Below are 17,707 nucleotides of genomic sequence, written 5' to 3'. Positions count from 1 at the left end.
CGGTGCGGCCGTGCGCTCGCGGGACGTTTGGCCCGGCTTTCGGTCGCGTAAGCTGGCTGTTCGTCTGCGGTCCCGTTCTCTCTCTTCTCGTTCTCTCGGGGTATCCGATTCGTAAGCCGCGCGTTCGGGCGATGGCTGGCTCCGAAATCGTTTTCCCCGCGACTCGACAAAGAACGCCCATGAGCAGTGACCCCAGCGACGAGGAGCTCGAGAAGCTCCGACAGGAGAAGATGGAGCAGTTGCAGGAACAGGGAGGCCAGCAGGGCCAGGGCGTCGACGAAGAGGCCATGGAGGCCCAGCGCGAGCAGCGCGAGGCCCAGAAGAAGGCCATGCTGCGCAAGCATCTGACGGACGGCGCGCGCAAACGCCTCAACACGGTGAAGATGTCCAAGCCCGAGTTCGGCGAGCAGGTCGAACAGCAGGTCCTCGCGCTCGCCCAGAGCGGCCGCATCCAGGGCAAGATCGACGAGGAGAAGATGAAGGCGCTCCTCAAGGAGCTCCAGCCCGACCAGCAGAGCTTCGACATCCAGCGGCGGTAATGCCGACCGTCGCGACGCTGTTCTCCGCCGGCAAGGACTCGACGCTCGCCGCCGCGGTCCTCGACCCGTTCTACGACGTGACGCTCTGTAGCTGTACGTTCGGACTGGATCTGGACGTGGAGGCGTCGGTGGTCGAGACCGCTCGCGAAGCGGGAGAAGCCGTGGAATTTCCCGTCGTGACCGTCGAACTGGACGAATCAGTGGCCCGGACGGCCGTCGACCGGATGGTCGACGACGGATATCCCCGCGAGGGGATCCAGCTGGTCCACGAGCACGCCCTGGAGACCGTCGCGAGCCGCGCCGAGGTCGGTGGGCGCGAGTTCGAAGCGGTCGCGGACGGAACCCGCCGCGACGACCGCGCGCCAGTGATCGACCGTCCGTTCGCCCAGAGCCTGGAAGACCGACACGGCGTGGACTATCTGCGACCGCTCGCCGGGTACGGCCGGAACGCTATCGACGAACTGGCCGATCGGCTGTTCGACGTGGAGACCGGCCCGAGCGAGGAGATTCCGACCGGCGACTACGAGACGGAGCTCCGCGCGTTGATGGTCGCGGAGTACGGCGAGGGCGCCGTCTCCGAGGTGTTTCCCGAGCACGTCCAGTCGCGAGTCGTCGACCGACGTCCCTGACACCTCGGTCGCCGAGCGTTCACTCGGCCGACCGAGGCCGCGCCGTCACTCGACCGACCGAGGCCGCGCCGTCACTCGACCCGTTCGGGGACGAGTTCGCCGAGTTCCGACGCCGCTTCCTCGGGCAGTTTGTTGTTGATGTACGTGCCGGCGCCGAGTTCGCTCCCGGCGAGGTACTTCAGTTTCTCGGCGGTCCGGTAGGGCGGGTAGAACTCCAGGTGGAAGTGGGCGTACTCGGCGCCGGTCCCGTCGGTCGGCTGCTGGTGGGTCGCCATGACGAAGGGCATCTCGAACCCGAACAGCGAATCGTACGCGACCAGGAGCCGCTTGAGCAGCGATCCCAGGTCCCGGCACTCGTCGACGGAGCAGTCGTCGAGCGAGGGCCGGTGGTCCTTGGCGTAGACGTGGACTTCGTAGGCGTATCGCGCCGAGAAGGGGACGACGGCGGCGAAGGAGTCGTTCTCCGCGACGACCCGCTCACCCTCGGCCACCTCCGACGCGACGAGATCGCAGAACAGGCACGTCCCCTCTTCCTCGTGGTACTCTCGGCTGGAGGCGAGTTCCCGCTCGATGGTCGGCGGGACGAATGGGTAGGCGTAGATCTGTCCGTGCGGGTGCTGGAGGGTGACGCCCATCTCCTCGCCCTTGTTCTCGAAGAGGTACACGTAGTCGACTTCCTCGCGCGAGCCCAGGTCGCGGTAGCGGTCTCGCCAGACGCGGACGAGCTTCTGGAACTTGGACGCCGGGAGCTCCGAACTGACGGCCTCGTGGTCCGACGTGTACAGGACCACCTCGCAGACCCCGTTCGCGGGCTCGACGGGGCGGAGGTCGTCGCCGTCGACCGCCGGCGCCGGCGGGTCTTCCTGCAGCGACGGGAAGCCGTTCTCGACGACGGCGATGTCGAAGTCCGACTCGGTGACCGCAGTCGGAACGCCGTCGTCGCGCGGCGGGCAGAACGGGCAGTAGTCCTTCGGGGGCTTGAACGTCCGGTCCTGGCGGTGGGTGGCCGTGATGACCCACTCGCGCTCGACCGGGTCCCATCGCAGTTCAGACATCGGTCCCGTCGCTCCCGGAGTCGCCGTACTCGGATTCGTCGCGCTCGCGCTCGACGCCCTCGGCCTCGTCTCCGCTGGCCTCGTCGTCGAACTCGTAGTAGATCAGCCGATTGCCGTTCTCGTTTTCGACGTCTCGGCGGCGCATCGTGTCCTATCGCTGTCTCGCCAGCGAAATAACCCTCCCGACTGCGCGAGTGGTCGTATCGCTGGTTCCGCCGCCCGCCTCCCTACGCCCCCGTCCCGCCGCCGCTATCGGTCGTGTCGCCGGACGCCGCCGTCGGGGTTGCAGACGTAGACGTCGGGTTCGATACCGGTCCGGTCGCGATAGCGCTCGTCGATTGCGGCCGTCACATCCTCGGCGACGTCCGGGCGGACCAGCGTGACCACGCACCCGCCGAACCCCGCGCCGGTCATCCGCGATCCGAAGACGCCGTCGAGATCGTCGGCGATCGACGCGACGGCGTCGAGTTCGTCGATGCTCACCTCGTAGTCGTCGCGGAGGCTCGCGTGGGACTCGTCGAGGAGCGTCCCGACGCGGTCGAGTCGGCCTTCGCGTAGCGCGGCCGCGGCCTCGCGAACGCGCTCGTTCTCGGTGACGACGTGGCGGACGCGCTTTCGTACTGTCTCCGGCAGTTCCGACGCGTGGGCCTCGAACGCCTCGACCGAGACGTCCCTGAGCGATTCGACCGATTCGTCGAGCGCGTCGTCGAAAAAGTCGACTCCCTCCTGGCAGGTCGCCACGCGGTCGTTATAGGCGGAGTCGACGAGTTCGCGCTGGACGTTCGTGTTCGTCGCGACGACTGTCACGTCCTCGGAGGGGAGCGGGACGACCTCGTGGGTCTCGTCCCGGCAGTCGAGGAAGAGCGCGCTCTCGCGCTCGGCGTGGACCGCGGCGTACTGGTCCATGATGCCGCAGCTCAGCCCGACGAATCCCGTCTCGGCTTCCCAGCAGGCGGTCACGAGTTCCTCGTCGTCGAGCGAGAGGTCGTGGACCGCGGCCAGCGCCGCGCCGACGGCGACTTCGATCGCCGCCGACGAGGAGAGCCCGGCGCCCATGGGTACGTCGCCGACGACGGCGAGTTCCGTCCCCCCGACGTCGTGGCCCCGGTCGAGGAGTCGCTCGGCGACCCCTCCCACGTAGTTGCTCCACGGGGCGTCCTCGGAGGGACTGACGTCCGCGAGGTCGAAGGAGGCGGTCTGGTCGAAATTCGACGAGCGGACGCGGACCGTCCGGTCGTCGCGCGGGCGGGCCGCGACGACGGTCCGGCGGTCGATCCCCGCCGGGAGGACGAACCCCTCGTTGTAGTCGGTGTGGCCGCCGATCAGGTTGACCCGGCCGGGCGCCGAGACGACCGCGATCGGTTCCCCCGAGTCACCGAACGCCTCGTCGAGTACCCCGCGAGCACGCGCTGTCTGGTCGTTCATCACGGATACTCCGTACGTCGACCGGGGAGACAATAAACGCTCACCGTCGCTGGCGGACGGTGTTCTGGCGAGCGTGCGAATTGACCGCTGGCCCCCTTGTCGAAAATCGGTAGCGTTCAGAGTGTCGTGCTGAATATAGGGCGCGCATCTATCACCGACAATGGATCACTGGCTCTTTTGCGCGAAGTATCACGATAACTGTTAACGGACCACGTATCGAAGTATCTCGATAACGTTCGCTGCACGGACAGTCCGTCTCGAACGCGACAGGAGGGAAGGCATGACAGCACTCAACACCGAACGGGTAACGGCGGAGATCGACGGGGACTTCGTGGTATTTCGGATCGGAATGCGGGTGAACACGCTCTGGAAAATCCACAAGTGGCTCCCCGTCATCCGAGCGATGCCGAGCATGCTTGACGAGCTTGAGGCCGACCCGGAGAATGGATTGCTGGCGCACGACACAAAGTTGGGAATCCGGAACCACGAATCCGTCCAGTACTGGCGGTCATTTGAGGACTTGCGAGAGTACGCGCTCGATGCGGACGCTCGGCACGCTCCCGCAATGCAATGGACGAATGAGCAAATGCATGAGAGCGACGATGTCGGAATCTGGCATGAGACATATCTGGTGCGAGCGGGCGAGTACGAAACCGTCTATCATAACGCGCCACCTATCGGGTTGGGGAAAGCGGGGACGCTCTCTCCCGCCACCGAACGCCGAAGAACAGCTGCTGGAAGGCTCGGATGGACTGAGGGGGACGACGTATCGTACGACGGGAAGCGCGTAGAGAGTGACACAGTCGAGTCGCCTAAAACGGGCAAAAATGATTGAAGCTGTCGGGTTATTATGATTTTTATGAGAATCGTTCCAAGGCTATGATGGACCCATCCTCTGTATTCAGCACGCGAGTTCTGACAGACACCGGGTAGCTCACGACAACCCCCGTTACATCGCTCGCCTGTACTGAGCATCCGCGCCGAGCGGAGCGAGGCGCGGTTCACGCGGCCGAACGGAGTGAGGCCGCGCCTTTTTCACCCATATTTTTGGCCGGGGGGTCGCGCTCTGCGCGACCCCCCGGCGAAAAAGATGGGTTTGAAGCGACCCCTGCCCGAACGTCGTGATATGTACGAGGGACTCAAGGGATTCACTGATTTCTACCCCGACGAGATGGCCCCGCTCCGGGAGGTCATCGACACGATCGAGGACACCGCCCGGGCCTACGGCTTTCGGGAGACGTCGACGCCGGCGCTGGAGCCGGCGGAGATGTGGACCGACAAGAGCGGCGAGGACATCGTCGACGAACTGTACGACTTCGAGGACAGGGGCGGCCGCCACGTCACGCTCACGCCCGAGTTGACGCCGACCGTCGCGCGGATGGTCGTCGCCAAACAGCAGGCGCTGTCGAAGCCGATCAAGTGGTTCTCGACGCGACCGTTCTGGCGCTACGAGCAGGTCCAGCAGGGCCGCTACCGCGAGCTCTACCAGACCAACGCCGACATCTTCGGATCGAGCGAGCCCGAGGCCGACGCCGAGGTGCTCGCGTTCGCGGCCGACTCCCTCACTAATCTCGGCCTCGACGGCTCGGAGTTCGAGTTCCGCGTCTCTCACCGGGACATCCTGGGGGAACTCCTCCGGTCGTTCGACGCCGACGTGGACACGACGGCGGCCATCCGCGCCGTCGACAAGCGCGCCAAGGTCGAGAACGAGGAGTATCTGGGCCTGCTCTCGGACGCCGGTCTCTCCTACGACCAGGCCCGCGAGTTCGACGACCTGCTCGTTGCGGGCGACGACGACCTCTCGGCGCTGACCGACTTCGCCGACAGCGACGATCTGTCCGCGGCGGTCGAGAACCTGGAGAACGTCCTCGCCGCGGCGGAGGACTTCGGCGTCCGGCAGTACTGCGACGTGAGCCTGACGACGGCGCGGGGGCTGGACTACTACACCGGCGTGGTCTTCGAGTGCTTCGACGCCTCGGGCGAGGTCTCCCGCTCTATCTTCGGCGGCGGCCGCTACGACCACCTCATCGAGGAGTTCGGCGGCCAGGCCACGCCCGCGGTCGGCGTCGGCATCGGCGTCATGAACTCGACGCTTCCCCTCCTCTTGCAGGTCCACGACGCCTGGCCCGGCGAGGGCATCTCGACCGACTACTACGTCCTTCAGGTCGGGGACGTGCGTCCGGTGGCCTCGCGCATCGCTCGCGAGTTGCGCGAGCGCGGCCACGTCGTCGAGACGGACGTGAGCGGCCGGTCGTTCGGCGCGCAGATGAACTACGCCGACTCCATCGACGCGGAGACGGTCGTCATCGTCGGCGAGCGCGACCTGGAGAACGACGAGGTGACGATCAAGGACATGGAGAGCGGCGACCAGACGAACGTCCCCGTCGACGAGTTCCCCGGCGACGGCGAGCGGCCGACCTACGACGACTTCGCCTGACCCGGTGACACTTTTAGGCGTCGCGGTCGTCGGTTCGGGTATGGACCGCTCTCGCTCCCCCTCCCCCTCCCCCTCCCGCCTCGAACTGGCGAAGCGGGAGGCGTTCGCCATCGCCCTCTTCCTGACCATCGCGGTCGTCGCCATCTCCGACACGCTGGGCGCCGAGATCCTGTCGGAAGTCGCCGCGATCAGTGGTTTTCTCCTCGTACTCCCGCTGGTCGCTATCCTCGGCGAACGGCTCCCGTTCGTCGGTTCCGATGACGGAGAGTCGGAGTCGGTGACTGCGACGGAGGTCGCAGCGGACGACGAGGACGACCCGGTGGCGAAACTCCGCGACCGATACGCTCGCGGCGAGATCACCGACGACGAGTTCGAACGGAAACTCGACCGACTGCTCGAAACAGAGGGCCTCGACGTCGAGTCAGGCCGGTCGCGCGACCGCGTGACTGAACTGGAGTGATGACCCCGAAACGTATCACGAGAGCTGGGACCGAGTGATCTGCGGGGCGGTTCCCGCCCGAAACCGACAAGGTGCGGTCTCGCGAAGCCGGACTGATGCCAGCGATGCGCGCCTACCGGGTCGCCTACGACGGCCGGCCGTTCCACGGCTTCCAGCGCCAGCCCGACGTGTCGACCGTCGAGGACGCGATATTCGACGCGCTTCGGGACCTCGGCGCGCTGGACGACGGAGCCGACAAGCCCGCCGGCTACGCCGCCGCCGGCCGAACGGACGCCGGCGTCTCGGCGCGCGCGCAGACCGTCGCGTTCGCGGCGCCCGACTGGCTCTCGCCGCGGGCGTTCAACAGCGAGTTGCCCGCGTCCGTTCGCGCGTGGGCCAGCGCCGAGGTGGGTTCGTCGTTTCACGCCACGCACGACGCGTCGTCTCGGGAGTACGTCTACTACCTCTACGCGCCGTCCGGCGTGGAGGGGGGGCTGGACGCGGGGCGTGTCGAGGACGCGCTCGCTCGCCTCTCCGGCGAGCACGATTTCCACAACCTGACCCCCGACGGCGAGGGGACAGTCCGGGACCTGAACGCGTCGGTGGAGCGCGACGGCGACTTCCTGGTCGTCCGGCTGGAAGCGGACGGGTTTGCCAGGCAGTTAGTTCGTCGAGTGGTCGGCCTCGTAGTCGAAATCGGTCGTGGCGAGTCCGAGATGGCGAAGATCGACCGGGTGCTCGATTCGGCGCCGCTGGACGGCCCCGAAGGCGTGGCGCCGGCAGCCCCGTACCCACTCGTGCTCTGGGACGTCACGTATCCGGGCGTCGATTTTTCGGTCGACGAGGATGCGGCGGCGAGCGCTCGCGAGGTGTTCGGTTCGCGGCACGCGGAGTTTCGGACCGTCGCGCGTGTTGCCGGTTCGATTCGGGATTCGTTAGCAGTCGGATCGGCGGCCGGTGACGACAAGCGCTGAAAGCCCTCGACCCGCTCGCGGTCGCTGAGGCGGGATATCCGCGCTCGAACACCCGCACCGCACCGCACCGCACCGCACCGCACTCGCGCAGATAGTGCCCGCTCAGGCGACTACATAAACGCGAGCGCGTCTCGCCCTTTCAGTCCGCCAGGGACAGCGACAACACAGCACCGCTGACAGCCTCACGCCTCCCCAGCCGATTCGCTCGGTCACTCCGTTCCCTCGCTCATCCCTCGCGCGGTGCTGTCGCGGGATGAAACCCGCGACAGCGCGCGCCACCCATTCGGCTCACCCGTCGACGAGTCCACGCCATACCCTTCCACACGTACACAAGACCTATTCGAGCCGGTCGAAACAGAGAGGGTATGACAGAGGAAGTGAAGGAGTGGTGGGATCTGACGGCGGGGTGGTTTCAGGACGAGATCGACCTGGACGTGGGGGTCAACTGGACGGGAACGACCAGCGACGATGACCTGACGCTCCTGTCCGACGTCGCGGGAAAAGACGCGCTGGAACTGGGCTGTGGCGGCGGGCAGTGTTCGGTCGCGCTGGCCCAGCGCGGCGCGAACGTGACGGGGCTGGACCTCTCGGAAGAACAGCTGTCGTTCGCTCGCGACCTGGCTGCCGAACACGACGTCGACGTGGAGTTCGTCCAGGGTGACGTGACCAATCTAGAGATGTTCCCGGACGACAGCTTCGACGTGGCGTTCAACGCCTACGTCTTCCAGTGGGTCGGGGACCTGGCGGCCTGCTTCCGCGAGACCCACCGCGTCCTCCGACCGGGTGGACGACTCGTCTTCTCGATGCCCCACCCGGTCTACGACCTGGCCGACCCGGAGACCCACCGGGTCGAGGAGAGTTACTTCGACACCGGCCGGCAGGTCACGACGTACGACGATCTCGACTCCGACATGGTGACCTACCGTCACCGGATCAGTGACGTGCACAACGCGCTCACGGGGGCCGGATTCCGGGTCGAGCGGCTGCTGGAACCGGGGTCGGACGACCCCGGCCACTACGAGGAGGGGCCGTGGGGCGAGCACAGGCCCGAACTGCTGGCGAAGCTGCCGTCGACGCTGATCTTCGAGGCCCGGGCGGAGTGAGCGCGGACGGCGGAGTGAGCGCGGACGGCGGAGTGAGCGCAGGCAGTGGCGGGTCCGGCGGCGTCCCGTCAGCCGAAGACGAACGGGAGGACGACCGCGAGCCCGACGAACGCCGCGGCGGTGACCAGCAGTATCATCACGAGGTCGAGGACGACGCCGGCCCGGAGCATGTGCTCGCGGCCGATCGCACCGCTGCCGTAGACGATGGCGTTCGGTGGCGTCGCGACGGGGAGCGCGAACCCGAAGCTCGCGGCGACGGCGACCGTGACGGCGAGGAACACCGAGGCCAGTTCGCCCCCCGTGCCGAGCTGGGCGGCGTACGCCGGGCCGGCTGTGATCAAAAGCGGCGCGAGGATCGCGGCCATCGCCGTGTTGGACGCGAGTTCGCCAAGCAGGACGGTCGATCCGACGACGGCGAGGACGAGGACGACCACCGGGACCGAACCCAGGGCAGCGATGCCCTCGGTCGCCAGCCAGTCGATGGCGCCGCTGTCGCGGAGGCCGTCGGCGAGCGAGAGGCCGCCGCCCAGCAGTAACAGCGTCCCCCAGTCGATCCCGAGGAGGTCGTCCCACGCCGCCGCGCCGGTGGCGACCAGCGCGACGACGGCGACGAGGCCGACGAGGACGTAGTAGAGCAGCCCCTGGTGGCCGACGGTCCCGAAGACCGTCGGGCCGCTCCCGCCGAACAGGGTCGCGAACGCCGCCGGCGAGAGGACGCGCTCGAACAGCGACTCGAACCCACCGAGCAGCCAGAGCGCGGCGGTGACGCCGAATATCGCGACGGTCCGGCGGGCCGCCGTGGAGAGTTCGCCCGCCGCGGCGAGGCGCGACTCGGCGGCCTCCCGCGCAGTGGACACGTCCCAGGCGTCCGGCGGGTAGAGGCGATAGGTGAGCAGGTACCACGTCAGCGGCAGCGCGACGGCGACGAGCGGGAGGCCGACGAACAGCCAGTCGAGGAAGGTGACCGAGACGCCGAGATAGGACTCCAGTTGCCCGGCGACGATGGCGTTCGGCGGCGTGCCGATGAGCGTCCCGACGCCGCCGACCGTCGCCGCGTACGCCGTCCCGAGCAGGGTCGCCACCTGCATGTTGGACGGGCTGGTCGCGTCTTCGGAACTGCCGGCATCACCGCTCGACTGACCGAGTTCTTCGACTGGTCCGGGCGCCGGGCGCCCGTCGGGCGTCGGCGCGGGTCGCTCGCCGGTCACCTGGCCGACGACGCCCAGCGCGATGGGGACCATCATCGCCGTCGTCGCCGTGTTCGAGATGACCATCGAGAGGCCCGCCGTCGCGACCATGACCGCGAGGACGATCCGCCGGGGCGACGTCCCGACGCGGCTCACGAGCGCGAGCGCCAGCCGGCGGTCGACGCCGTGGGACTGGAGCGCCGCGGCCAGCGCGAACCCCGCGAAGAGGAGGAAGACGACGGGGTCGGCGAAGGCCGCGAGCGGTTCGCGGAGCCTCGGGTAGACGCCGAAGACGGTCAGCAGGATCGGGACAGTCAGCGCCGTCAGCGACAGCGGGAGCGCGCCGGTGATCCACAGCACGGCCGCGAACGCCATCGTCGCGAGCGCGTACTGCCCTTCGGTCGAGAGCGACCCGTCCGCGGGTGCGAGTGCGACCAGCGCCGTCAGCGCGACGGCCCCGGAAAGGATCAGGAGGCGCTGCCGTCCGTCGTCGTCGACAGCGCTGTCCGCGCCGTCGTCCTGGCTGTCGCTGCCCGACTCGACGGAGGGCTCGGCGGGGTCGTCGACGTCCATCTACGGGCCGCTCTCGGCGGACGCCCAATGGTCTTTCGCCGGAACGGTCTACCCGTTTCCCACGCGAACGGGTCAGTCCCACTCCTCGGGCCAGATGTCGGCCGCACGCATCCCCTCGTCGGCGCCGTACGCCTCCAGTCCCTCGCGCACGCTCTCGCGGTCGATCCGCGGCACGTCCGCCGCGGCGATCTCGCGGACGAACAGGGCGGCGAGCATCGCGTGCTCGCGTAAATTCCGCCGGTCGGCCTTGTCGCGGGTGTCCGCGCGGGTGTGGGTCCACCCGCGGTCCCACGTCCCCTCGGCGTCGGGCGCCTTGCTGTGGAGCTGGAGCGCCGGGACGCCCTCGCGCAGGAACGGCCAGTGGTCGCTGTATGGGTGGGGCCGGTCCTGGACGGAGACCGGGTGACCGACGGCGTCGGCGACGCTCCCGGCGAGTCCGGCCATCGCGTCGGAGGCGTGTGCGAGCGCGTTCAGTTCGCGGTAGCGGCCGGCGCCGTCGACGTTGACGACGGCGTGCACGTCGCCGAGCGCGAGGTCCGCGACGAGCGCCTCGCTACCCATTAGCCCCAGTTCCTCGCAGCTCACGCCGGCGATCCGGACGCGCCGGTCGAGGTCCATCGCGGCGAGGATCCGGGCCATCCCGACCACGGTCGCGATGCCGCAGCCGTTGTCGAGCGCGCCTTCGCCCACGTCGTGGGCGTCGAAGTGCGCGAGGACGACGACTTCGCCGTCCGCCGAGGGCGCTCTCTGGCCGTCCGCCGAGGGCGCTCTCTGGCCGTCCGCCGAGGGCGATCTCTGACCCTCCGCGTCCCCGGGATCCGGACCCACCACGCCGACGACGTTTCGGCTCGTCCCCGGCTCGGTCTCCGCGTCCACGCGGACGTGCGCCCGGGCGCCCTCGGCGGCGTACTCGCGCAGCCAGTCGCCGGTCTCCTTGCTCACCCCGAGGCCGGGGATGGCGGCTTCACGATTGAAGCGCAGCGACCCGGTCGGGGGGAGCTGCCCGGGGACGTGGTTGGTGAAGACGAACGCTTCCGCCCCGGCGGCCGCGGCGTGACCGACTTTCTCGGCGCGATGGTAGGGTCGACCGAAGTCGGGCGGCGTCGCCGTCCGCGTCACCGCGACCGAGCCCGCCACGTCGGCCTCGTCGAGTTCAGCGGGCGTCCCGTAGCCCACGTCCACGAGCGGCGCCTCACCCTCGTAGGCGGGCGAGTACGGGAGCGCGACCGCTTCGAACGAGCGCTCGACGCCGCGGTCGGGGACGGAGACTGCGAGTTCCGTCCGCCTGCGTGTCCAGCGATTGACGGCGAAGGGTTCCTCGCGGACGTTCCGGACGCCCGCGTTCTCGAAGGCGTCGGCGACCAGCTCGGCCGCGCGGCGGTCGCCGGGGTGGCCGCCCAGCCGGTCGTCGAGTTCGGTCAGGCGCGTGAGCAGGTCCCAGGAGTCGTCGGCCAGCCAGGCACGACCGAGCGCCGCCGCGACCGCGTCGTCGACGGCGTCGGGTGGGGTGGCGCCGTTGCGACTGTCGTCCATGTCACTCCTCGCGTCGCCGGCGACAAAAACGTGGGGCGCACCCGGTTGTACGGCGCCTCCGGCATTGAAAGGCTTACGGCGAGACGGGTCTAACCCGGAGCCATGAGTTCGGTACCGGAGCGCAGCGATATCGACGAGGAGTACAAGTGGGAACTGGAGTCCCTGTTCGCCGACGACGACGAGTGGGAGGAGGCCTTCGAGTCCGTCGAGGGGCGACTCGACGACTTGCGGTCCTTCGAGGGCCGGTCGACCGAGGACCCCGAGACGCTCCAGGCGACGCTGGAGACATACGAGGAGGTCATGCGCGACGTGGCGAACGTCAGCGCCTACGCCCGGATGCGCCGCGACGAGAACACCGCCGACAGCCACTATCAGGCCCTGACCTCGCGTGCCCAGTCGCTCTCCTCCCGCGCGTCGAGCGCCGCGAGCTTCCTCGAACCCGAGATCCAGAGCCTCGACCGCGAGACCGTCGACGAGTACGTCGACGAGAACCCCGATCTGGAGGTCTACGAGCACTACTTCGACGACGTGTTGCGGATGAAACCGCACACCCGCTCTGCCGAGATCGAGAACCTGCTCGCCGATCTGGGCGAGGTGCTCGGGTCGACCGGCGAGGTGTACAACATGCTCGCCAACGCCGACATCGAGTTCCCCGCCGTCGAGGACCCCGACGGCGAGCCCCGGCGGATCACCCTCAACAACTTCACGACGCTCCAGGAGAACCCCGACCGCGAGTTCCGCCGGGACGTCTACGAAACGTTCTACGACGAGTGGGAGGCGTACAGGAACTCCATCGCCGCCGCCTACAAGAACAGCGTCAAGACCGACGTGAAACTGGCGCGGGCGCGCAACTACGACACCGCCCGCGAGGCCGCCCTCGACGGCCCCAACGTCCCCGTCGAGGTGTACGACACGCTCGTCGACACCGTCGACGACAACCTCGACGTGCTCCAGCGCCACGCCGACCTGAAGCGCCGGTCCATCGACGCCGACGAACTGAAGATGTGGGACCTCTACGTCCCGATGGTCGAGGGCGAGAGCCCCGACGTCGAGTACGACCAGGCCCGCGAGTGGGTGACCGGCGCCGTCGAACCTCTGGGCGAGGAATACCAGTCGTGGCTCGCCGAGGGGCTGGACTCGCGGTGGGTCGACGTCTACGAGACCGAGAACAAGCAGTCGGGCGCCTACTCCGGCGGGACCTACGACTCCCAGCCGTTCATCCTGATGAACTACCAGGACGACGTGGCCTCGATGTACACGCTCGCCCACGAACTCGGTCACTCGCTTCACTCGGAGTACACCAGCGAACACCAGCCCTACGTCTACAGCGGCTACGAGATCTTCGTCGCCGAGGTCGCCTCGACCGTCAACGAGACGCTGCTGACCCACCACCTGCTCGACGAGGTCGAAGACGAGACGCTGCGCCGGCACGTCCTCAACCAGTACCTCGAACGATTCCGGTCGACGCTGTTCCGCCAGACCATGTTCGCGGAGTTCGAACACCGGACCCACCGCCTCGAAGAGGAAGGCGAGGCGCTCACCGCCGACCGCCTCGACGAGGTGTACCGCGACCTCAAGAGCGACTACTACGCAAACGCGGACGTCGACGACCGCATCGGCCGCGAGTGGATGCGCATCCCGCACTTCTACCGCGCCTTCTACGTCTACCAGTACTCGACCGGCATCTCCGCCGCCGTCGCGCTGGCCCAGGGCATCCTCGACGAGGGCGAGCCCGCCGCCGAGCGCTACCGGGAGTTCCTCGCCAGTGGCTCCCGCGAGTACCCGCTCGAACTCCTGGAGACAGCCGGCGTCGACATGACGACGTCCGACCCGATCCAGTCCGCCATCGACACGTACGACGAGTTCCTCGACGAGTTCGAGGACCTGATCTGAGACGCTCCCCGCTTCGATCTAAGACGCCTTCGTTTCCGCTCGAACCGGCGGCCGACGGAACCCCTTTCCGCGCCACTCCCCAACTGCGATCGATGAACGCACAGAACCAGCAATCGACAGCCGACGCGGCGACGACCGTCGTGATCTCCTACCCGTCGGACCTGAGCACGTGGGGGCGGGACATCGTCGAGGGCCGGCCGTTTCGCGCGTACCTGAAGAAGACCCTCGGCACGGTCGAGGTCGGGCAGGTCACCGAGGAGTTCACCGGCGTCGGCTGTTGCGGCGACACGCTGGACGTCCCGCTGGCGATCGAATCTGTCGAGGGTGGCGATCGCGTCGACGAGTCGACCGAGATCGAGTACACGGTCCGCGATACCTGCGAGGTAGAAGGCGGCTGGCGCGTCCAGAGCGCCGGTGGCCCGACGGAGTAACCGGGACCCTCAGGGCAGGTAGCGCACGCTGACGACGCCCGGTTCCGACCGGATCTCGACGCGTTCGACGCCGATGCGCGCCGCTCGCTCGACGGTCGCCTCGTCGTCGCGCACGTCCGCGACGGCGCGCTCCGTGCCGTCTTCGGGGACAGACAGGACGTGCACTTCGCCGGTCCCGGCGCGCTCGCGAGTCGTCACCTCGCCGACGGGCTGGTCGGCGGCCAGGTCGAGCGCCTGTTGCGTGGGCGGTTCCGCGCTCTCCTCGACGGAGACGGTGAACCTGCGGGCGACGTCCTCGACGACCCAGACGACGTCCATCGGCGGTTCGGGTGCGAGCGTCGCCTCGATGGCCTCGCCGACGGCGAGGTCTGGGTTCGAGCCCAGCGTGTGGATCTGCCCGTCGCTCACGTCGCGCAACACCGCCGACTCCGCGTCGGCCTCCGTCACGACGAACGTCCCGTCTTTCATGGGTGCGTGTAACCGACCGCGGCTTTTCTCCGTTTCGACGACGACTCGTCCGTCGGCCGTTCGCGCACTCAGCGAAACCGACGCTGCGCGAGGTACATGACGACGACTGCCGCCACCGGCGGGACGACCGCGACGAGGGTCGGGAGGCCGTAAAGGAGCTCCGCGATCGCGCCCAGCGGGCCACTGGGGTCTTCCTGCAGTTCCGCCGGGGTCGAGATCACGAGACTCACGTACAGCGCGGCGAGAAAGCCGTACCCGGCGAGCGCGAGTCCTCGATCGTATCGCACGTCCGAGCTCGTTCGTCGGTGGCGGCGCGCGACGAGCAATACGGGCGTGACCAGCGGGGCGACGACCAGCAGCATCAGGAAGAGGAAGAAGGCCCGCGAGAAGGTGAACGACCCACCGGGCGCGCCGGCCGACGCGCCGAGGAGCACGACGATCGCGAACGCGAACAGCAGGACGATACCGGCTGCGAACACCGCGCTGATCCCGGCGTAGGTCTGGAACACGCGCGAGTCGCTCGCCCGAATCGCGTAGGGAAAGGCGGTCAGGATCCCGCCGTAGCTGTCCTCGGCGTCCGATTCGTCGCCGGACGCCGGGATCGCGACTTCCCCGTTGGCGGCGACCTCCCCGTCCGTGGCGTCGTTCATCTGTCGGAGATTCGGTTCGGTCGGGAATAAACCACCCGTTCGCTCTCTCTGTTGGCTCGATCCGTACACCTCCAGCAGATCCCGGTTTCACACTCCCTCCTCGTCCGTGTAGACAGGCATATCCCCCACCCGTCCGACCACTCGCTCATGCGAGTAGACATCGGGAACGCGCTGGCGAGCGAGGCCGACCCCGGTATCGACCGGGACGCCCTCGACGCCCTCGACGAGCGCGTCGCCGACGCCCACGACCGGATCGCGAGCGGGATGGCCGACGACGACTTCGGCTACGCGTCGCTGAACCTCCCCGAGCGCGTCGACGCGGCCGAGATCGAAGAGGCCGTCGCCGGTCTCGACCCCGAGGCTATCCTCACGGTCGGCATCGGCGGGAGCGCCCTCGGAGCGGTCACTCTCACCGAAGCTCTCGCGAGTGACTCCCCCATCGACCACTACGCGCTGGACAACGTGGACCCGGCGCACGTGAACAGACTCCTGGACGACCTGCCGCTCGACGAGACGGTCGTCCACGTCGTCTCGCGGTCGGGGACGACCGCGGAGACGCTGGCGAACTTCCTCGTCGTCCGCGAGGCGATGGAATCGGCGGGCGTCGACTGGGCGGAGCAAACCGTCGTCACCACGGGCGAGTCCGGCCCGCTCCGCGACCTCGCCGAGACCGAGGACCTCCCGGCGCTCGACGTCCCCGAGGGCGTCCCCGGCCGGTTCTCCGCGCTCTCGACGGTCGGGCTCGTCCCGGCCGCGCTGATGGGCGTCGACCTCGACGCGCTCCTCGACGGTGGCCGTGCGGGCGCCGACGCGCTCGCCGGCTCGCTGTACGACTGCCCGGCCTACGCCTACGGCGCGGTCGCCTACGCGCTCGACCAGCGCGGCGCGACGGTCAACGCGATGATGCCCTACGCCGAGGGGCTGGAGTCGTTCGCCGAGTGGTTCGCCCAGCTGTGGGCCGAGAGCCTCGGCAAGGACGGCGGCGGCCAGACGCCCGCTCGCGCGCTCGGCGCGACCGACCAGCACTCCCAGCTCCAGCTCTACCGCGCCGGCCCGCGGGACAAACTCGTCACGGTCGTCCGCCCGCGCGAGCGCCCCGACTGTCCGATCCCGGAGACCGACGTCGCGGCCCTCGAATACCTCGGCGGACAGGACCTGGGCACGCTCCTCGACGCGGAGTTCGAGGCGACCGAGGCCAGCCTCGCGGCCGCCGAGCGCCCCTCGGTCCGGGTGGAGATCGACGCGATGGACGCCGAGAGCGTCGGCCGCCTGCTGTTCGACGTGGAAGCGGCGTGCATCCTCGCGGGCGAACTCTACAGCGTCGAGACGTTCACCCAGCCCGCGGTCGAGTGGGGTAAAAACGCCGCGCGCGGCCTGCTCGGCGGCGGTGAGTTCGCGGAGGCCGACGCCGTCCGCGAGAAGACGGACCTGGTCGTCGAGTAGGCGGACGGTCGCCCGCGTTCGCTCCCGCCGTCGCGGTCGTGCGTCCGGACCGGTGCAGTCAAACGGGTGGGTCGCGAAATCGACGCCAATCAGATGGCCTCGGAGTACTACCGCGTCGCCGACCTGGAGACGCGCGTCGAGAGTCTGCTGCACTCGGTGGCGCTCGTCGTCGCGGCGTTCGTCTTCGGAACGTTAGTGTTTCTCAGTAGCGCCTCGCTCCTCCGGGCGGTCGGGTACGAGGTCGAGACCATGGCCTCCCTGCCGCCGCTTCTGTACGCCGCGCTCTCGGCCACGCAGTTCCTCGGCTTCTTCGCGGTCATCGGGTTCTACCTCCGGTTCCACCGCGGGGGCGACCTGTTCTCCGTCGAGGTCCCCTCCCTGCGGAGCGTCCTCTGGATGGTCGGCGGCTTCGTCGGCCTGTTCGTCGTCGCGGCCGTCCTCTCGGCGGTCTTTCGCTACGTCGGCGTCGACACGGCGGTCAACCAGGTGACGCGCCAGGTCGAGCAGTACCCGGTGCTCGCCTTCTACATGCTCCCCGTCACGTTCCTGTTCGTCGCGCCCGCGGAGGAACTGCTGTACCGGGGGCTCGTCCAGGGGCTGTTCCGGCGCGCCTACGGCGTCGTCCCGGCCGTCCTGCTGGCGAGTCTGTTCTTCGGCGCTCCCCACTACTTCGCGCTGCTGGGTCCCGGCGACACGAAACTCCCGTCGATCGTCCTCATCACCGTCCTCGGTCTCGTCCTCGGCGCCCTGTACGAGCTGTCGGAGAACCTCGCCGTCCCGATCGTCGTCCACGCCTGCTGGAACTCCTTCAGCTTCCTCAGCCAGTACGTCGAGGCGACGGCGGCACTCTAACGCTGGCCCGCCGGGCCCCAGCGGTCCCAGGCGCACAGACCCGAAAACCTGTCGGACGGTTGTCTGACGGGTTATT

Annotated in this window: 18 protein-coding genes; 11 read left to right on the top strand and 7 right to left on the bottom strand. The window is 68.5% G+C overall.

The annotated features are described in order from the left end of the window. The first annotated feature begins 179 nt into the window (after window positions 1-179). Window positions 180-539 carry a DNA-binding protein gene (locus tag ACMGFE_RS16575; protein ID WP_436926339.1) on the top strand — a complete coding sequence of 120 codons (360 nt, stop codon included), beginning with the start codon at window positions 180-182 and terminating at the stop codon, window positions 537-539. After that, window positions 539-1,168 carry a DUF7411 family protein gene (locus tag ACMGFE_RS16570; RefSeq protein WP_436926338.1) on the top strand — a complete coding sequence of 210 codons (630 nt, stop codon included), beginning with the start codon at window positions 539-541 and terminating at the stop codon, window positions 1,166-1,168. Before ACMGFE_RS16575 ends, ACMGFE_RS16570 begins: the two co-directional genes overlap by 1 nt. Before the next feature lie 71 nt (window positions 1,169-1,239). Here the strand turns inward: ACMGFE_RS16570 and galT are convergent, their stop codons facing one another. The 3 genes from galT to galK all read right to left on the bottom strand — a co-directional run bounded on the left by galT (window position 1,240) and on the right by galK (window position 3,648). Next, the gene (gene galT / locus ACMGFE_RS16565; protein ID WP_436926337.1) at window positions 1,240-2,223 is read right to left on the bottom strand and encodes a galactose-1-phosphate uridylyltransferase; all 984 of its coding nucleotides are present in this window, start codon (window positions 2,221-2,223) and stop codon (window positions 1,240-1,242) included. Further along, window positions 2,216-2,368: a hypothetical protein gene (locus ACMGFE_RS16560; RefSeq protein WP_436926336.1), complete on the bottom strand. Its 153-nt coding sequence runs from the start codon at window positions 2,366-2,368 to the stop codon at window positions 2,216-2,218. The genes galT and ACMGFE_RS16560 overlap by 8 nt, the downstream gene beginning before the upstream one ends. Window positions 2,369-2,472: 104 nt before the next feature. Continuing rightward, window positions 2,473-3,648: a galactokinase gene (galK, locus tag ACMGFE_RS16555; RefSeq protein ID WP_436926335.1), complete on the bottom strand. Its 1,176-nt coding sequence runs from the start codon at window positions 3,646-3,648 to the stop codon at window positions 2,473-2,475. Between the two features lie 280 nt (window positions 3,649-3,928). Here galK and ACMGFE_RS16550 point away from each other — a divergent pair, with 280 nt between their 5' ends. The 5 genes from ACMGFE_RS16550 (at window position 3,929) to ACMGFE_RS16530 (ending at window position 8,601) form a co-directional block, all read left to right on the top strand. Further along, window positions 3,929-4,483: a DUF4188 domain-containing protein gene (locus tag ACMGFE_RS16550; RefSeq protein WP_436926334.1), complete on the top strand. Its 555-nt coding sequence runs from the start codon at window positions 3,929-3,931 to the stop codon at window positions 4,481-4,483. 291 nt (window positions 4,484-4,774) lie between these two features. After that, complete coding sequence (hisS, locus tag ACMGFE_RS16545) at window positions 4,775-6,085, top strand: histidine--tRNA ligase (protein ID WP_436926333.1); 1,311 nt, start codon at window positions 4,775-4,777, stop codon at window positions 6,083-6,085. 40 nt (window positions 6,086-6,125) lie between these two features. Further along, entirely contained in the window at window positions 6,126-6,545 is a 420-nt protein-coding gene (locus ACMGFE_RS16540; protein ID WP_436926332.1) for an SHOCT domain-containing protein, read from the top strand. A gap of 104 nt (window positions 6,546-6,649) precedes the next feature. Beyond that, window positions 6,650-7,498, top strand: a complete 849-nt coding sequence (gene truA, locus ACMGFE_RS16535; RefSeq protein WP_436926393.1) for a tRNA pseudouridine(38-40) synthase TruA — start codon at window positions 6,650-6,652, stop codon at window positions 7,496-7,498. A 365-nt stretch (window positions 7,499-7,863) separates the two neighbouring features. Then, on the top strand, window positions 7,864-8,601 hold the full coding sequence (locus ACMGFE_RS16530; RefSeq protein WP_436926331.1) for a class I SAM-dependent methyltransferase: 738 nt from the start codon (window positions 7,864-7,866) through the stop codon (window positions 8,599-8,601). A gap of 68 nt (window positions 8,602-8,669) precedes the next feature. Here the strand turns inward: ACMGFE_RS16530 and ACMGFE_RS16525 are convergent, their stop codons facing one another. Together ACMGFE_RS16525 and ACMGFE_RS16520 are read right to left on the bottom strand one after the other, a co-directional pair. Then, complete coding sequence (locus ACMGFE_RS16525) at window positions 8,670-10,361, bottom strand: SLC13 family permease (RefSeq protein ID WP_436926330.1); 1,692 nt, start codon at window positions 10,359-10,361, stop codon at window positions 8,670-8,672. Between the two features lie 72 nt (window positions 10,362-10,433). After that, window positions 10,434-11,894 (bottom strand): M28 family peptidase, encoded by a 1,461-nt coding sequence (locus ACMGFE_RS16520; RefSeq protein ID WP_436926329.1) that lies wholly within the window; start codon window positions 11,892-11,894, stop codon window positions 10,434-10,436. 102 nt (window positions 11,895-11,996) lie between these two features. Here ACMGFE_RS16520 and pepF point away from each other — a divergent pair, with 102 nt between their 5' ends. Beyond that, the gene (gene pepF / locus ACMGFE_RS16515) at window positions 11,997-13,787 is read left to right on the top strand and encodes an oligoendopeptidase F (RefSeq protein ID WP_436926328.1); all 1,791 of its coding nucleotides are present in this window, start codon (window positions 11,997-11,999) and stop codon (window positions 13,785-13,787) included. Window positions 13,788-13,879: 92 nt separating this feature from the next. Next, window positions 13,880-14,218 (top strand): DUF7968 family protein, encoded by a 339-nt coding sequence (locus ACMGFE_RS16510; RefSeq protein WP_436926327.1) that lies wholly within the window; start codon window positions 13,880-13,882, stop codon window positions 14,216-14,218. A gap of 9 nt (window positions 14,219-14,227) precedes the next feature. On the opposite strand, the gene ACMGFE_RS16505 is transcribed toward ACMGFE_RS16510, so the two are convergent. Then, the gene (locus tag ACMGFE_RS16505) at window positions 14,228-14,686 is read right to left on the bottom strand and encodes a DUF5812 family protein (protein ID WP_436926326.1); all 459 of its coding nucleotides are present in this window, start codon (window positions 14,684-14,686) and stop codon (window positions 14,228-14,230) included. Window positions 14,687-14,754: 68 nt separating this feature from the next. Beyond that, on the bottom strand, window positions 14,755-15,336 hold the full coding sequence (locus ACMGFE_RS16500) for a DUF8056 family protein (protein ID WP_436926325.1): 582 nt from the start codon (window positions 15,334-15,336) through the stop codon (window positions 14,755-14,757). 147 nt (window positions 15,337-15,483) lie between these two features. On the opposite strand from ACMGFE_RS16500, the gene ACMGFE_RS16495 reads away from it, so the two are divergent. Beyond that, on the top strand, window positions 15,484-16,779 hold the full coding sequence (locus ACMGFE_RS16495; RefSeq protein WP_436926324.1) for a phosphoglucose isomerase-related protein: 1,296 nt from the start codon (window positions 15,484-15,486) through the stop codon (window positions 16,777-16,779). Window positions 16,780-16,872: 93 nt separating this feature from the next. Then, complete coding sequence (locus ACMGFE_RS16490; RefSeq protein WP_436926323.1) at window positions 16,873-17,631, top strand: CPBP family intramembrane glutamic endopeptidase; 759 nt, start codon at window positions 16,873-16,875, stop codon at window positions 17,629-17,631. Window positions 17,632-17,707: the final 76 nt, after the last annotated feature.

Origin of the sequence: Halosimplex amylolyticum (genome assembly GCF_051414035.1) — an archaeon.
GTDB classification, from domain to species: Archaea; Halobacteriota; Halobacteria; order Halobacteriales; family Haloarculaceae; genus Halosimplex; species Halosimplex amylolyticum.
The sequence above is the reverse complement of the archived record's forward strand: the minus strand, read 5'-3'. Positions and strand labels throughout refer to the sequence as shown.

Coding starts and splice junctions, on each gene's coding strand:
- ACMGFE_RS16525 (WP_436926330.1), bottom strand. CDS start 10,361: ATGGACGTCGACGACCCCGCCGAGCCCTCCGTCGAGTCGGGCAGCGAC.
- hisS (WP_436926333.1), top strand. CDS start 4,775: ATGTACGAGGGACTCAAGGGATTCACTGATTTCTACCCCGACGAGATG.
- ACMGFE_RS16500 (WP_436926325.1), bottom strand. CDS start 15,336: ATGAACGACGCCACGGACGGGGAGGTCGCCGCCAACGGGGAAGTCGCG.
- ACMGFE_RS16520 (WP_436926329.1), bottom strand. CDS start 11,894: ATGGACGACAGTCGCAACGGCGCCACCCCACCCGACGCCGTCGACGAC.
- ACMGFE_RS16570 (WP_436926338.1), top strand. CDS start 539: ATGCCGACCGTCGCGACGCTGTTCTCCGCCGGCAAGGACTCGACGCTC.
- pepF (WP_436926328.1), top strand. CDS start 11,997: ATGAGTTCGGTACCGGAGCGCAGCGATATCGACGAGGAGTACAAGTGG.
- galT (WP_436926337.1), bottom strand. CDS start 2,223: ATGTCTGAACTGCGATGGGACCCGGTCGAGCGCGAGTGGGTCATCACG.
- ACMGFE_RS16550 (WP_436926334.1), top strand. CDS start 3,929: ATGACAGCACTCAACACCGAACGGGTAACGGCGGAGATCGACGGGGAC.
- galK (WP_436926335.1), bottom strand. CDS start 3,648: ATGAACGACCAGACAGCGCGTGCTCGCGGGGTACTCGACGAGGCGTTC.
- ACMGFE_RS16530 (WP_436926331.1), top strand. CDS start 7,864: ATGACAGAGGAAGTGAAGGAGTGGTGGGATCTGACGGCGGGGTGGTTT.
- ACMGFE_RS16505 (WP_436926326.1), bottom strand. CDS start 14,686: ATGAAAGACGGGACGTTCGTCGTGACGGAGGCCGACGCGGAGTCGGCG.
- truA (WP_436926393.1), top strand. CDS start 6,650: ATGCGCGCCTACCGGGTCGCCTACGACGGCCGGCCGTTCCACGGCTTC.
- ACMGFE_RS16560 (WP_436926336.1), bottom strand. CDS start 2,368: ATGCGCCGCCGAGACGTCGAAAACGAGAACGGCAATCGGCTGATCTAC.
- ACMGFE_RS16490 (WP_436926323.1), top strand. CDS start 16,873: ATGGCCTCGGAGTACTACCGCGTCGCCGACCTGGAGACGCGCGTCGAG.
- ACMGFE_RS16540 (WP_436926332.1), top strand. CDS start 6,126: ATGGACCGCTCTCGCTCCCCCTCCCCCTCCCCCTCCCGCCTCGAACTG.
- ACMGFE_RS16495 (WP_436926324.1), top strand. CDS start 15,484: ATGCGAGTAGACATCGGGAACGCGCTGGCGAGCGAGGCCGACCCCGGT.
- ACMGFE_RS16510 (WP_436926327.1), top strand. CDS start 13,880: ATGAACGCACAGAACCAGCAATCGACAGCCGACGCGGCGACGACCGTC.
- ACMGFE_RS16575 (WP_436926339.1), top strand. CDS start 180: ATGAGCAGTGACCCCAGCGACGAGGAGCTCGAGAAGCTCCGACAGGAG.